Below are 15512 nucleotides of genomic sequence, written 5' to 3' on the forward strand. Positions count from 1 at the left end.
ATTTTCGTCCTCCTTGTTATTGATTGGTAAATTTTTTAAACCAAATGTGAATTGATTTCAGTAACCTCCTGAGGCTGATAACCTCTCAGAAATGCTGTCATACCAGTTCGTGCGAGTTCCTTTATGCCATATGGTCTTAATAAGGCAATCAGCGCTTCGATCTTATCCGGTTTGCCCGTCACCTGGATGGTCAGGCTATCCTTGCTGACATCAATGACGGAAGCCCGGAATGGGTTAATGACTCCCTGGATTTCAGCACGCTGCTGGCCGCTTCCGCCAACTTTGATCAACGCCAGTTCGCGTGCCACAATCGCCTTTTCCGTAATATCTTTCACCTTCAGAACATCAATTTGTTTGTTCAGCTGTTTCGTCAATTGTTCGAGCTTTTGATCGTCACTGACTTCCACAACAAACGTCATTTTTGATATGCCGTCCCGCTCCGATTTACCGACAGAAATGCTTTCGATATTGAACTGCCGCTTATGCAGCATGCCGGTAATCCGGTTCAGGACGCCGCTCTGATCCTGAACATCAGCTGTAATGATCCGTCTCATCGTGTCACCCCTATCATCTCGTGCAGCCCTTTTCCGGGAGCAATCATCGGGTAGACACATTCTTCCTGAACGACACGGCAGTCAATCACAATCGGACCATCATAAGCGAAGGCTTTTTCCAGAACTTCCGTCAATTCTGATTCTTGTTCAGCTTTCATGCCACGGATCCCGTAGCATTCCGCCAATTTAACAAAGTCGGGGTTTTCCGGAAAAATGGATTCGGAATACCTTTCTTCGTAAAATGTCTCCTGCCATTGCCGGACCATTCCGAGCGACTGATTATTGACGATGACAACCTTAACCGGCAGTTGTTTTTCTTTGATGACTGACAGTTCCTGGGCTGTCATCTGGAAACCGCCATCACCGACAACAGCCACAACCAGTTCATCCGGTGCTCCCAGTTGGGCACCGACCGCGGCCGGAAAGCCAAATCCCATTGTCCCAAGCCCGCCTGACGTTACCCAGCGGTTCGGCTTGGCAAATGGATAATATTGCGCCGCCCACATTTGATGCTGTCCGACATCTGTCGTGACAATCGCCTCACCATCCGACAACTGATAAACCTGCTCGGTCAGCCACTGTGGTGAGATGAATTTTTCAGAACGGTCATACCAGTAAGGATAATCCGTCTGCTGCTGGTGCAGTGTCTCGAGCCAAGTGTCATGACCATGGACAGCTGTCTCTCTTTCCAGTAATGCGTCCAATGCTTCTTTGGCATCTGCCACAACCGGTATCTCTGTTTCAACGTTTTTGCCAATTTCCGCCGGATCGATATCGATATGGGCTACCTTAGCATTCGGGGCAAAGTGTTTCAGATTGCCGGTCAGCCGGTCATCAAACCGTGCCCCGATATTGATAAGCAAATCACAATCATAAATCCCCATGTTCGCTGCATAGCTGCCATGCATGCCGCCCATACCCAGTGACAATTCATGTGTTCCCGGAAAACCGCCAAGACCAAGCAGTGTATTGACAACCGGGAGCTGATGTTTTTCAGCAAATGCTTTAAGCTCATCTGCCGCTTCAGCGAAGATTACACCCGCCCCTGCCAGAATCAGTGGTTTTTTGGAACGGCTTAGCGCATCTGCCAGTTTAACGATTTGCAGCGGATTCGGTTTTTTATTCGGCTGATAGCCTGGTAAGTGGCAATCAACATCAGCCTCAACATTGACATCCGAGAGCGTTGAGGAAATATCTTTCGGAATATCCACAACCACCGGTCCCGGACGCCCTGTTGATGCGATATGGAATGCCTCCTTGATGATCCGCGGTAATTGTGTCAGATCCCGGACCTGATAGTTGTATTTCGTGACCGGTGTTGTAATCCCCATCACATCCGACTCCTGAAAGGCATCCGTCCCAATGACATTGCTGGCTACCTGACCGGTAAATACGACCAGTGGCAATGAATCCATCATGGCATCAGTAATGCCTGTAATCAGATTCGTTGCCCCCGGACCTGAAGTCGCCAGGACAACCCCGGGCTTTCCGGTAACCCGTGCGTAACCCTCCGCTGCGTGGACCGCGCCCTGTTCGTGGCGTGTCAGTACATGCTGAAACGGTGCATCGCTGCGGTACAGGGCATCATAAATCGGCAGCACCGCTCCACCCGGATAACCGAATACCGTATCCACATTGGCAGCTGTTAAAGTCTGAATCAGTAAATCAGCACCGGTCACCTCTTTTTTCATTTGTCTTAATTCCTGCTCAGCCTCAACATTCACTGCGCTCGCCTCCTTTGATATTTTTATTAAAAACTTAAGGATCTTCCCGTGTTGTCAGGGAACCGCCAAAGTTTTTGTGAATTAAAAAAAGACCCTTTTCTGCCCACACAAAACTGCATTTTACAGAATCATTGGGGAGAAAAGAGCCATCTTTCCACGGTACCACCCAGTTTCATAGCATCCTCACAGATACTATCTTGCCAGCTGATATCGGATCAGCTGATTTGGTAACAGGTACAGGGAGTTGCACCCGGCCCAGCCTAATAGGGATTTCCGTTCGACAAGGCACTCAGAGAAGATGTCGGAACAATATGCACTTCCGGGCTTCCAGCAACCCCGGCTCTCTGTGAATGCATGCGTCATGTTCCTTTTTTCCCGTCATCGCGTTCAGGATATATAAATTTAATGGCTGATTGACTTTCTCTAACATTTTGAAAAGTTAATATTGCCGTTTATCATATAACGATTTTCCCGAATGGTCAACAGCTATTTTTAAATTTTTTTGATGCTTTTGATAAATCCAAAAACCTGATAACGCTTACAATGACGACGCACCATGAAGTGTACTGAAATATTTCAATTTTGTTACAGATGAAATTTAGGCTAAAAAAATAACCCCGGACAAGTGATCCGGAGTTATTGGCGGGACAAAGGGTCTGACCCCTTGTCCCACGAGGGGGTCAGACCCTTTGTCCCATCGTGTCTACAAAATCTGTTATGGCTCCTTTTGAGGAGCAGGAAACATTGTGTGCATACTTGCCTAAGACACCTTTTTTATACAGTGGCGGTGCTGTCCATTTCTGCTTGCGCTGTTCAAGTTCTTGTTCGGATACATCGGCTGTTATTTCTTTTTTGTCGGAGTCGATGGTGACACTGTCGCCTTCTTCCAAAAAGGCGATTGGTCCGCCAACTTGTGCTTCCGGAGCTATATGACCGACGACAAGACCGTGTGTGCCGCCTGAAAAACGGCCATCAGTCAGCAAAGCCACTTTTTCACCCAAGCCTTTTCCGACCAGCAAACTGGAAACGGATAACATCTCAGGCATGCCGGGACCACCTTTTGGCCCGACATAGCGAATGACCAGGACATCCCCCTCCTGGATTTCATTTTGTCTGACTGCATCTGTTGCTTCCTGTTCCGTATTAAACACACGGGCTGGCCCTGTATGGCGTTTCACTTTGACCCCGGACACTTTTGCAACTGCTCCTCTTGGCGCCAAATTGCCTTTCAGGACAATCAGCGGACCATCCGCACGTTTCGGGTTATCCAACGGTGCAATCACTTTTTGATCCTCTGCCAGTGATGGCGCTTCCGCCAGATTCTCTGCCACCGTTTTGCCGGTTACTGTCAGACAGTCGCCGTGCAGATAGCCGGCGTCATAAAGCAGCTTCATGACCGCTTGAACCCCGCCGGAATAGTGCAAATCCTGCATAACATATTGCCCGCTCGGCTTCAGATCAGCCAAATGCGGCACGTTTTCCTGAATCCGGTTGAAATCATCAATCGTGATGTCGGTCCCAACTGCATGTGCCATTCCCAGCAGGTGGAGGATGGCGTTCGTTGAGCCGCCAAGTGCCATCACAACGGTCATCGCGTTTTCAAAGGCTTCTTTCGTCATAATATCTTTTGGATAAATACCCTTTTCCAGGAGCTTGTACACCGCTTCTCCTGCCTCGGCACAATCTGCTGCTTTTTCCTCGGATTCAGCAGGATTCGAGGAGCTGCCCGGCAGGCTCATCCCCATGGCTTCAACTGCTGATGCCATCGTATTAGCCGTGTACATGCCGCCGCACGCACCGGCTCCCGGACATGCTTTGCACTCGATATTTTTTAGTTCCTGGTCATCAATATCGCCATTGTTATGTTTACCAACACCTTCGAAAACGGAGACGAGATCGATGTCCTTGCCATTGTGTGAACCCGGCGCGATTGTGCCTCCGTAAACGAAAACAGCCGGTACATCAGAATTGGCAATCGCAATCATGCAGCCGGGAATATTTTTATCACAGGCGCCAATCGCAACAAAACCATCCAGACTTTCCGCCCCGACGACTGTTTCAATTGAGTCGGCAATTAAGTCACGGCTTGGCAGCGAATAGCGCATCCCTTGAGTTCCCATGGAGATACCGTCTGAAACCGTAATCGTATTGAAAATAAGCGGGGTCGCTCCTGCTTCCCGTGCGCCTTTCTTGGCATTGACAGCCAAATCATCGATATGAATATTACATGGTGTTACCTCACTCCAAGTGCTGGCAATACCGATCATTGGCTTTTCGAAATCGTCATCCGTTACACCTACCGCCCGCAGCATGGCCCGGTTCGGTGCGCGCATCGTATCATCACTGAATACCTGGCTTTTGATGCGTAAGTCTTTTTCCATCCGGCAGTCCACCTTTCTTTTTCGGATAATTATAGACCTAATTTTCGAATCGTTCAATCTTTTTGTTGAATTTCGTGATCATTTCAGCAAAATTTATGAGCTGGTATTGTGCTCAGTCGCAAATTCAGGTGCATTGTGCGAAATTCTGGCTGAGTTAAGTTGTGTGCATCGGGTCGGTGTCGCGCGAAATCAGTGGTGCATCGCACGAAATTGGGCTGGTGTTGCGCGAAATCAGCGGTGCGTCGCGCGATATTAGGCTGTCATTGCGCGAAATCAGTGGTGCATCGCGCGATATTAGGCTGTCGTTGCGCGAAATCAGCGGTGCGCCGCGCGATCGCGCGATATTGGACTTTCATTACGCGAATTTCCGCTGTCGTCGTCGCGAAATAACCAACTCCACCCTCACCCGGCTTTATTATGCTTATCATCAGCTGATGACCCTTCACTTCGCTTGCCCCACCATGTTGCCAGAACCGGTCCTGAGATATTGTGCCACACACTGAACAAGGCACTTGGAACGGCTGCAATTGGCGAAAAGTGTGCAAGCGCTAATGTCGAACCGAGCCCGGAATTCTGCATACCGACCTCAATGGAGACTGCTTTTTGATCTGAAAAGTTAAACCTGAACAGTTTCGCCATCAAATAACCAATGACCAAACCAATGACGTTATGCAAAATGACAACTGTGAATATCAGCAAACCGGATGTGAGAATGTCCCCCTCGTTAACTGCAACAACAGCAGCCGCGACACCCACAATCCCGACAACAGACACGAGCGGCAATGCGGCAATGCTTTTTTCGACCTGTTTACTGAACAGCAAGCGAATGACGATTCCCAATACAATTGGAATCAGCACAATCTGCACAATCGACATAAACATATCAGCAGCGGATACCGGCAGCCATTGACTGGCAAAAAGCAATGTCAGTGCCGGTGTCAAAATTGGCGCAAGAATGGTTGACACGGCCGTTACAGACACAGATAAAGCTGTATTTCCCTTCGCCAGAAATGTCATGACATTCGAAGCTGTTCCGCCCGGGCAGCAGCCGACCAGGATAACACCAGCAGCAATCTCCGGCGGAAGCTGAAACAGAACTGCCAGTCCAAATGCAATGAGCGGCATAATCGTATATTGGGCCGCCACAGCAACAAGAACACTTACCGGCGCTTTGAGCACACCTTTAAAATCATCCAGTGTCAGCGTCAGCCCCATACCAAACATAATAATTCCCAGGAGCAATGACACATGGGGCGCGATCCACGCAAAACCGCCCGGAAAGATTAAACTTAGGACAGCAAATAATATGACCCAAACCGCAAACGTATTTCCTGCAAAATGACTGACCTTCTCTAATGTTTTCATCCTAATCCCCCTCCATCGTTCGTTGGATTTAAATATTCAGATAAAGTAAAGCGCATTCAGTGGGGTGCTTTTCCCCGCTGAATGTTTAGTTGAACAGAATCGGACATTTACTGGCAGTCAGCCACCGTTTTTTGGGGGCTTAATGCCAGTTACATGCTGGATGACTTAAGATTTTAGCACATTTACCCTGACAAGGGAAGGCAATTTTTAAAACATTATAACAATATACAAAAAATCAAATTTTGGGCTTGCTTTTGACTGAAATTTATTCTAAGATGGTATACAACTTTTTACACAAGGGGATGGCGACATGAAGGAGGAACAAGCAATTCGAATAGATCTCTGTTCTGCAGGCAAAGAAAAACCCCAACCGGATCAGTTGGAGTTTGGGAGAAGTTTTACAGATCATATGTTTTTAATGGATTATACGGATGATAAAGGATGGCATGACCCGCGTATTGTGCCATACGAGCCACTGACTGTCGATCCGTCAGCAATGGTTTTCCATTACGGGCAGTCAGTGTTTGAAGGCATGAAAGCATATCTCACATCAGATGGCGATGCCCAACTATTCCGGCCACAGCGCAATTTCAAGCGTATGAATCATTCCAACAGCAGGCTTTGCATCCCGGCGATTGATGAAAGTTTTGCGCTCGAGGCAGTCAAGCAGCTTGTAGGATTGGATAAAGACTGGATACCAAAAGCTGAAGGGACCTCTCTTTATATTCGTCCATTCATCATTTCAACCGAGGCTTATCTTGGAGTGGCACCATCACGTCATTATAAATTTATTATTATTTTATCGCCGGTCGGTGCTTACTACAAAGAAGGCATCAATCCGGTGAAAATTGCCGTTGAAAACGAGTATGTCCGTACTGTGACAGGCGGGACCGGTGAAGCAAAAACCGGCGGGAACTACGCAGCCAGCCTCAAAGCTCAGGAAGTCGCTGAAGAAGGTATTGCTCAGGTATTGTGGCTTGACGGTGTTGAGCGGAAATATATCGAGGAAGTCGGCAGCATGAATGTATTTTTCAAGATTGATGGTACGGTTGTCACGCCGGCTTTGAACGGCAGCATTCTGGAAGGCGTCACCCGTAATTCGGTTATTCAGCTGCTGGAGCATTGGAACGTCCCGATTGAAGAGCGTAAAATTTCAATGGAAGAAGTGAAACAGGCGCATAAAACAGGAAAGCTGGAAGAAGCATTCGGCGCCGGAACAGCAGCCGTCATATCGCCAATCGGCCAACTTGTATGGGAGCATGAGCACCTTGATATTAACGGAGGTCAGACCGGCGCTGTTGCCAAACGGCTTTACGATACCCTGACAGGCATCCAATATGGTAAAATCCAGGACCCATTTGATTGGGTTGAGAAAGTTGAAAATGTCAGACAAAGCTCGCTGAAAGCTTCTGGTTAAGAAAAAACACTGACGCGTCTTTTCAGATGCCAGAGGTCGGAGGTTGGATTGGTAGAAATGGGCGAGTTAGCCGATTTTCGAATCAAAAACCTCATCCGAAATTTACACTTTCCTACCTTATGACAAAACCCCCGGTACACATCATATGCCGGGGTTTTTAGCATTCATTGTATCTTTTTGGGCAAATTTCACGAGCAGATACACAACGGGGGTATCAGCCACCGCAATCAGCAATTTCACCAAATATTGGGAAACCAGCATGCCCATTAACACACTGAAGGGAACAGTCCCCCAGAAGGCGATTGTAATAAAAATGGCCGTATCGGCGAGCTGGCTTGTTATCGTGGATAAGTTGTTTCGGAGCCATAGTTTTGATTCCCCGTGCCTTGCCCTTAGTCTATGGAAAATACTTACATCCAGATTCTGACTAACAGCATATGAAAGCAGGCTGGCAAACATTACCCTGAAACTTCCGCCCAAAACAGCCGCAAATTCCGTCTGCATTCCAAAATCCGGGGCAGGCGGTAATTCTATGACGATAAAGATAAAAACAAGTGCAATCACCTGCGTTAAAAAGCCTGCTTGCACCGTCTTCCTAGCAGCTTCCTTCCCGTAAACTTCTCCGATCACATCCGTAATGATGTATGTGACAACATAGACAACAAGTGTGCCGGGAAGCACGACCTCGCCAATGCTGAACAGCTTGACGCCCAAAACATTGGACAATAACAACAAACCGACAAATAATGCACACAAATAAACAAACATCCAATCCTCTCCCTGTCATAAATCTAAACGCGTCATGCCAAAATATTGAAAATACGTTCGGGAAAGGATTCTTAGCCGACCCTCTATCAGCGGTTATCAATTTTTTCCGGATTCAAATCATGATTCATCAGGCGATGGGTTGCCATTTGTTCAAATCGGGTATCCGGTTTACCATAATTGCAATATGGATCAATCGATATACCGCCGCGTGGTGTGAATTGTCCCCATACCTCGATGTATCTTGGGTCCAGCAAATCTATCAAATCATTCATGATAATATTGATGCAATCTTCGTGAAAATCCCCATGGTTCCGGAAACTGAACATATACAGTTTCAACGATTTGCTTTCAACGATTTTTTCATCCGGTATATAGCTTATGTACACGGTAGCAAAATCCGGCTGCCCGGTTTGCGGACAAAGTGTTGTAAATTCAGGACAGTTGAATTTGATAAAATAATCCCTATTAGGATGCATATTATCAATTGCCTCAAGCACATCAGGCGTATAATCAAACTGATAATTGGTTCCCTGATTCCCCAATTGCGCCAAATCCTGTAAATCATCCCGACGTTCTGTCATTGTCAATTCCTCCCATCAGCATTTAAGCAATAAAAAAACCACGGCCTAAGGCACATGGTTTCAGCATTGATATCATCTGTCCTTAGTTTTTTATAGAGGGTTAAAGCTAAGAACCTCTCCCGTTGTCAGAACGGAAATTTATCCAATTCATGATGACTATTATATGGCTTAAATGTTTCTGTGTCAACGAATGAAACTTTAGGGTGTGGTGTCGTATGGTTTAGTACGGTTGTTGTACGAAATTCAGGCACACCGCGCCAAATAACAGTGAGGGTTGCGCGAAATTATGTAGTTGTTGCGCGAAATTGGGGCAGCCTCGCGCGAAAACATGTGGTTGTTGCGCGAAATTGGGGCAGCCTCGCGCGAAAACATGTGGTTGTTGCGCGAAATTGGGGCAGCCTCGCGCGAAAACACGCTGTAGCCGCGCGAATTTCGCCATTATTGCGCGGGAACCACTTTTCGCCAGGCGTATCATACTTCATTCAATGTGATTAAAAATCCTCCCAGCCAACAAGCGCTATAACTCAATCGTACTCGTTACCTCAACACCCTTTAAAGCTTGCGACGCCAGCCGGTCCGCTTCCTGATTGTTTTTTCGGGAAATAACCTCATATTCAGGCTCGATTCCAAGCCGCTCAAGGTCATGTTCAATCCGGTCAGCCCATTGATTTAACGCCGCCTCATAACATGGCCAGTCACCTTTTAGCTGATTGATCACAACCTGGGAATCTCCTGCAAATGCAATTGTCAAATGGTGAACCCCTAATACTTCCAACTCCTGTATGGCCAGATGGAGCGCCGCATACTCTGCTTCATTATTCGTTTCAAGCTCATCAACCAACGCATTTTTGCGCTGGCGCCAGGACTTGCCATTCTGCTCATAATAAACAGCACACCCAAGACCGGATTTTTTGGTTTCCCTGTCAAAGCCGCCGTCAAAATAAACCGTCACATCATGCGGTTCCGTCTGAATAGCTTCCATCTGTTTTGTTAATTCCTTCACTGTCCATTCACTATCGTACTGATCAATGAATATCAGCTGCCTGGCGCGCCCTGTCTTTTCCAGATCCTCAGCCAGCAGAAGCGCTTTGGCAGCCGGCATCTCATCTGAACTGAAAAACGTCTCAGTCCCCTTTGGTGTTGTATATGTTAATTCGATTCTGAACTTCATGGCTCAATCACCTTTGCATATTTAATTCGTCATCGATAGTTTTCCCGGTTTGTCCTGCATATAACGGTAAATAACCCATTCAGATAGCCGCCATTGCGGTTGCATCGCTTTCATAGTTTGTAACGTTAAATCAGCATAATACATTTGCATTTTCAATAAAGAGAGAATCAGAAGAGAAATACGGTCGCCTTTATCATCAAAAACAAATCACGATCATTTCTGTTGTGTCACTGGCTCTCTATTACGAAACAAAAATAGTTGTATCGGAATGGCTGCACTCATAGTGATTGCTGCTATAACAACATGTGCAACTGTATTTGTGGAATATCTTTCCGCCAGAAAATAAAAACCGTAAACGATGACGATCAATGGTAAAAAGACCAATGGCGGAATAAACCAATTAAGCAATACGGATGCCGCTAAAGCAATGCCATATATCAACGTGAATTTACCTCTAATAGATGGGTGAACGTCATTTTCTACCAATAATGTTAAGAGGAAATAATTAACAATTGGCACCCAAGCCATCCAGGCCTTATCTGCCTGCCCCTCTCTTTTGGCTATTTTGAAGAGACCAATCGCTTGCAGCACATACAAAATAACCGCAATGACACCAAAAATTAATAAAAAAATCCCCAGGCCGATAAGTAAGCCGATCAAAATACCTTCTTCTCCCATACAAATCCCCCTCGTAATCCATTCTCATTTTGTCCATGAAATGACGAAAGACCTAATTTAATATTTTATAAGACATTAATGAGCCAACAGTCCTGACAGTGATTATAGTAGCAGTTATTAACACTTATATTGAAAGAGAGCCTGGCATATTCAGCAATGATTATTTTTCATCCAATTACATCTGTCCTGAAATAGAAATGCAAAAATCCACAAGCACTCTATCCGGTTTAAAATATGTCCCAATCTTTTTTTACAGCCAGTTCTCTCAAAGACTCATCGGGATTCACAACAACCGGATGTTTACGAATTGAAACAGCGGAACGTCACTTTTGCTGTCGGCATAAGCCCATGTTTCGTTCGCCTCAGTTTCGGTCAGGTTGCCAACCCGTATTTGCCGGTTCATCCACTTCCTGACATAGTTCACTTTTTCATCGCCATTAATGAGAGAACCGACATTCCCTGTACATATACCGCTTCCATCGGCTTGCAATTCCGTGCCGATTATAGCGACATCCAATCCCACTTCTTTTGTAAATGCTTGTAAAAATGGCGTCAGAGCACCCGATAAAATTATGATATGGTCACCCTGGCGTTCATGTTCACGAATTTTATGTATCAAATCTTCATGGATATCCCGCTTGCCCATCCTCACCAGTTTATCGAAAAACGCATCAAGTTCTTTATCGGTCATTCCTTTAAATGATTTTGCAAATGCCTTGAAAAATTGCATCCTGAACGCGTTTTTACCTTTGACGAGGCCGGCAGCTGCTGCTTTGACAATGCCTTTGGCGACAACCGACCACTGTTTCAGGCCAAAAGATTTATTCGCCGCCTTGAACATCATGCTGAACGAATCACCCTGATAAAGCGTGCCATCAAAGTCAACGGTCACAACGCCCACACCCATCACCTCTGATTTAATTTTAATTCAGATCGACATTAAAGTAAATATTCGAGGCAGAAAAAGGCTGTACAATACAATACAGCCTCCACTTTAAATCCGCTTTTCACTACTGCTTCAAACCGTGGCACTCCGCACATATCCTCTCAATCGATCCTCCAACAGCTTCCCGGCATCAAAAATCGCGTTCTCATTCCCGTTAATGCTCATAACCTGAACGCCAATCGGCAGCCCATTTTCGTTCTCAGCAACGGGTACTGTCAATGACGGCAGTCCCCATACATTGGCATAGGCCACATATGGCATATACTGCAGAAAGGTTTTACGAATTGAGAAAATTTCCTGATAGACCTTACCATGTTCAGGAGCGCCCATATGATAAACGGGAAAAATCAGCAGCCGATCCTGTAAATAGGAAGCTAAGACATCATCTCCCTGTTTAATCGTCGCTTCGATTTCTTTTAATCTATGAGTGGATGGTTTGAAAAGCTTTGCGCCGATCAATGCCCATGACAGATAAGAGTGGATCGATGTTCTCTGACTGAGTTTTTCTTTCAAATAAGATAATACAACGTTTGGCTCCCCATTGTAAGCCAATTCTGCAACAGCCTTGCCACCGTCAATGGACATAATCTCTTGCCAGAGCTGAGCACTCTTGCCGAAATAAGGCGGCACAGATCGCCTGACTGTCATATCTTGCTTTAATACACCCTCAACCTGATTGAGTGCATGCTTCGTGGCAGCAGACATCGGAAAGCCCGTCCAGTCCGGCAAAATATCAATGGTAAAATCGGTTATGGTCTGTTCCACTGGACGTTCATCAGCCATCAGACGGTATAAAAGCGCAATATCCCTGACCGACTTCCCCATTGGGCCAATCCCTGACATCCGCTTCTGCAGCGGATGATCAAACCCGGGAAAATGGCCTTGATCAGACACCTGACTGGGCCCCGGTTTGAAGCCAATGACACCATTGAAATGGCTTGGAAGACGGATTGAACCGCCGATATCCGAGCCAATACCGGCAGCCGCTCCGCCTGCACCAAGCAATGCACCCTCACCGCCGCTCGAACCGCCCGATGTCCTTGTAAGATCCCACGGGTTATTCGTTCTCCCGTACAGTTTATTGTCTGTTTCCTGGCAAAAGCATAGCATCGGCGTATTCGTTTTGTTCAAAATAATCGCACCAGCTCTTTTCAACCTCCTGACCGCCTCTGCATCTTCCTTGGCGATCAGATGTTTGCGATGCACAAGCCCTCCCGTCGTTTTCATTCCTGCAACGTGAAACGATTCTTTTACACTTATCGGCACACCATACAATGGCGCGTGGTTTGCTTGACTGTGCTGTTCATCCTTTTGCCGTACTTCGTCCATAGCGCTCTCATAACGGTTTTCAACCACCGCATTGATCGCAGGATTCACTTGTCTTTGATGATTGATATAGCTTTCCACAATTTCAGTGCTTGTCCGGTCGTTATGTTGGATAGTTTCAGCCAATGATGTGGCATCCATATCAAGAATAGATGATGCTCGTTTTTCAGTATCAATCGGCATTTTTTAACACCTGCCTTTTGAACAATAATTAAGACCCCGCTAAACTTTTCGCAGTAAAACCTTAATAATTCCAAGCCGCTCTCAGGTGTAGTATATCAAAAAATTGGGAAGATTTGATTGAAATGTCATTATTTCCCGGTTCATTTTCGTCATTGAGTTGACCTTATCATTTCAATAAGCCCACCCGCCCTATCTTTTCTCAGTATTAAAAACAGCACCGCGACTCACGGTACTGCTTGCTCATTCAATCACCTTTTTTTTCCCTTCTGGCTCTAACCCCCCACAGCGCCAGTGCAGATAGGACGGCTGCCGCGGCAACAATCGGGCCTTTTTTCAATTTATTGTCCTCGGTATATAACGCATCTTTCACAATCAGATTCATGTTTTGCGGACGTTCGGCGAGACGGCGCATGAAATAGCCGAACCAATCATCGCCAAATGGAATATACGTACAGAAATTGTAACCTTCATCCGCCAGTTTGTTCTGCATATCATTCCGGAAGCCATAAAGCATCTGGAATTCAAATTTATCATGATCTATATTATTTTCCTGAACAAATGTTTTCAGCTCATTAATGATATGATGGTCATGCGTACCGATGGAAGTGAATGTATCCGCCAGTAGCCTTTGTTTGGCAAGCTTCAAAAAGTTGCGGTCGACATCCTCTTTATCTGGATAGGCCACCTCGTCACTTTCTTTATAGGCACCTTTGACGAGTCTGATCCGCACATCCTTCAAGTCAGCCAAATCATCCTCCGCGCGGTAAAGATAAATATTTGAATGCGGTCCGACATTATCATAGTTTTCCGAAGCTTATGCAGTGTCAACGTTTGCTCATAATGTGCATAAATCTCCATATCGATATTGACAAATATCGTATCGTTTCGCTGCACTCAAAATGTCTTTCATATTTTCAATACAGAAGTTTTGATCAATATCCATTCCGAGCTGGGTTAATTTTACCGATAAGTGGCAATCTGCACTTTCCTTGTGAATCGCATCGAGCAGCGTGATAATTTTATTCTTGGCCTGACTGGCTTCTGTTTTTATCTGAAACAAATCACAAGTATCCAGTGTACAGATTCCTTGCTCGTTCAGTCTTAACCGCTTTCATAACACTTTCAACAGTTAGTGCCGGCAACAAATTTATCAGCACCCCAGGACAAATCCATTTTTTCGCCTGGCTGTTTAGAAATCTATTATTTGATAAACCTATGAAAATTCGTGTCATATTTGCCATGGTGACAACTCTCGATTTAATCTGTAATACATTAATGTAAGTGCATACATAATGCTCCAAATTACCACCATGCGGTGTGGTTATATTTCTATTATACTACAAATAACTCGAAAATAAATAGCATGTTAAAGATGTGAAATATTTCCGAGTTAACATCGATGACTGACATCAGACTTCCTGCTAATATAGTGCATGTTCAAAAGAAGATGGACGTTTCGAACAATCTCTATAAATACTGAAAAAGGAGAGATGACAACATGGCAAACAATATACGATTGCGAACACTGGGAAAAGACGATTAACATTTTTGCACACGTTTATTCAACAATCCGGATGTGATGAACTACTGGTTCAGTGAAGCTTATACATGGAGCTGAAGAAACTATGATAACAAAGATATCACAGCATCGCGAATTCATTTTAACTGATGGTGATGAGTCATTGGGGTTTGTGGGATTGTTTGACATTGAACAGCGGCACCGGATGCGGAATTTGCTATCATCATCGACCCACCAGGAAACGATATGCAGCACAGCCACTAAATTAGCGATGGATTATGCGTTTTCCGTGTAAACCTGCATAGCTTTATTTTAATTGTTGATAAAGTAAACGAGAAAGCGCATCATATTTATGAAAAACTCGGCTTCCGGGCTGAGGGAGAAATGATTGAACACTTTTTTATAAACGGGGAATATCATGATGGCCTTATGATGTGTATGTTTCAACGCGACTATTGGACGTTACAATAAAGAAAAGAAACTTATTAAAGATGACAATCGCTGCATGGGATTCAGGAGGTCATAGCACTTTCTGATCAAAAGAGCAGCTTGTTGAGTATCTGCCGGAAAGGTCAGGAAGTCATAGCACTTTCTGATCCTTTTCACACACTTTATTGAAAAAACATTTTCCAAATAGGTTAAGAAAACTGACTGTACGTATGCCGAAGTTTCTTCTCGTGTTGTGCATTTTTACTGGATAGAAAGTCAACTGTTCCTGCGTTTCAGTTAATTCCACCGCATACCGCCGACTTTGCCTCGAGTCTTTCGAACCGTTCATCCATCTGGTCAAAGCGCTGTCAACCTGTTCAAAACGCTTATCCATACGCTGTTCTATGCGTTTTGCCATCTGCTGCAATTGTTGATTAATATTTTCGAAAGTTTTCTAAAGCTCCTAGATT

At 45.4% G+C, this 15512-nt stretch carries 14 protein-coding genes and 1 riboswitch; of the genes, 2 read left to right on the plus strand and 12 right to left on the minus strand.

What is annotated here, in order from left to right; translation table 11 throughout:
* Window positions 1-35: 35 nt before the first annotated feature.
* From ilvN to Len3610_RS11195, 4 genes are all read right to left on the minus strand, one after another.
* The gene (gene ilvN / locus Len3610_RS11180; RefSeq protein ID WP_176448017.1) at window positions 36-554 is read right to left on the minus strand and encodes an acetolactate synthase small subunit; all 519 of its coding nucleotides are present in this window, start codon (window positions 552-554) and stop codon (window positions 36-38) included.
* Entirely contained in the window at window positions 551-2278 is a 1728-nt protein-coding gene (ilvB, locus tag Len3610_RS11185; RefSeq protein WP_176448018.1) for an acetolactate synthase large subunit, read from the minus strand. Before ilvB ends, ilvN begins: the two co-directional genes overlap by 4 nt.
* A 680-nt stretch (window positions 2279-2958) precedes the next feature.
* On the minus strand, window positions 2959-4659 hold the full coding sequence (ilvD, locus tag Len3610_RS11190) for a dihydroxy-acid dehydratase (protein ID WP_176448019.1): 1701 nt from the start codon (window positions 4657-4659) through the stop codon (window positions 2959-2961).
* A gap of 402 nt (window positions 4660-5061) precedes the next feature.
* Window positions 5062-6024 (minus strand): bile acid:sodium symporter family protein, encoded by a 963-nt coding sequence (locus Len3610_RS11195; RefSeq protein WP_176448020.1) that lies wholly within the window; start codon window positions 6022-6024, stop codon window positions 5062-5064.
* Window positions 6025-6334: 310 nt separating this feature from the next.
* Between Len3610_RS11195 and Len3610_RS11200 the strand changes: the two genes are divergently transcribed.
* Window positions 6335-7441 carry a branched-chain amino acid aminotransferase gene (locus Len3610_RS11200; protein WP_176448021.1) on the plus strand — a complete coding sequence of 369 codons (1107 nt, stop codon included), beginning with the start codon at window positions 6335-6337 and terminating at the stop codon, window positions 7439-7441.
* A gap of 141 nt (window positions 7442-7582) precedes the next feature.
* On the opposite strand, the gene Len3610_RS11205 is transcribed toward Len3610_RS11200, so the two are convergent.
* From Len3610_RS11205 to Len3610_RS20955, 8 genes are all read right to left on the minus strand, one after another.
* Complete coding sequence (locus tag Len3610_RS11205) at window positions 7583-8209, minus strand: queuosine precursor transporter (protein WP_176448022.1); 627 nt, start codon at window positions 8207-8209, stop codon at window positions 7583-7585.
* 86 nt (window positions 8210-8295) lie between these two features.
* Window positions 8296-8790, minus strand: coding sequence for a preQ(1) synthase (gene queF, locus Len3610_RS11210; RefSeq protein ID WP_176448023.1), 495 nt, complete (start codon window positions 8788-8790; stop codon window positions 8296-8298).
* Window positions 8791-8866: 76 nt separating this feature from the next.
* Window positions 8867-8913: riboswitch (PreQ1 riboswitch) on the minus strand.
* A gap of 394 nt (window positions 8914-9307) precedes the next feature.
* Window positions 9308-9961: a ribonuclease H family protein gene (locus tag Len3610_RS11215; protein ID WP_176448024.1), complete on the minus strand. Its 654-nt coding sequence runs from the start codon at window positions 9959-9961 to the stop codon at window positions 9308-9310.
* Window positions 9962-10174: 213 nt separating this feature from the next.
* Window positions 10175-10639 (minus strand): hypothetical protein, encoded by a 465-nt coding sequence (locus Len3610_RS11220; RefSeq protein ID WP_176448025.1) that lies wholly within the window; start codon window positions 10637-10639, stop codon window positions 10175-10177.
* Between the two features lie 283 nt (window positions 10640-10922).
* Window positions 10923-11531 carry an HAD family hydrolase gene (locus tag Len3610_RS11225; RefSeq protein WP_176448026.1) on the minus strand — a complete coding sequence of 203 codons (609 nt, stop codon included), beginning with the start codon at window positions 11529-11531 and terminating at the stop codon, window positions 10923-10925.
* A gap of 126 nt (window positions 11532-11657) precedes the next feature.
* A complete protein-coding gene (locus Len3610_RS11230; protein ID WP_176448027.1) occupies window positions 11658-13094 on the minus strand; it encodes an amidase in 1437 nt (478 codons plus the stop codon).
* Between the two features lie 244 nt (window positions 13095-13338).
* Entirely contained in the window at window positions 13339-13842 is a 504-nt protein-coding gene (locus Len3610_RS20950) for a proline dehydrogenase family protein (protein ID WP_255259571.1), read from the minus strand.
* A gap of 87 nt (window positions 13843-13929) precedes the next feature.
* Window positions 13930-14154, minus strand: a complete 225-nt coding sequence (locus Len3610_RS20955; protein WP_255259572.1) for a hypothetical protein — start codon at window positions 14152-14154, stop codon at window positions 13930-13932.
* A gap of 565 nt (window positions 14155-14719) precedes the next feature.
* Between Len3610_RS20955 and Len3610_RS11240 the strand changes: the two genes are divergently transcribed.
* The gene (locus tag Len3610_RS11240; protein ID WP_176448028.1) at window positions 14720-14908 is read left to right on the plus strand and encodes a GNAT family protein; all 189 of its coding nucleotides are present in this window, start codon (window positions 14720-14722) and stop codon (window positions 14906-14908) included.
* Window positions 14909-15512: the final 604 nt, after the last annotated feature.

Origin of the sequence: Lentibacillus sp. CBA3610 (genome assembly GCF_013373365.1) — a bacterium.
Classification (GTDB): Bacteria; Bacillota; Bacilli; order Bacillales; family Amphibacillaceae; genus Lentibacillus.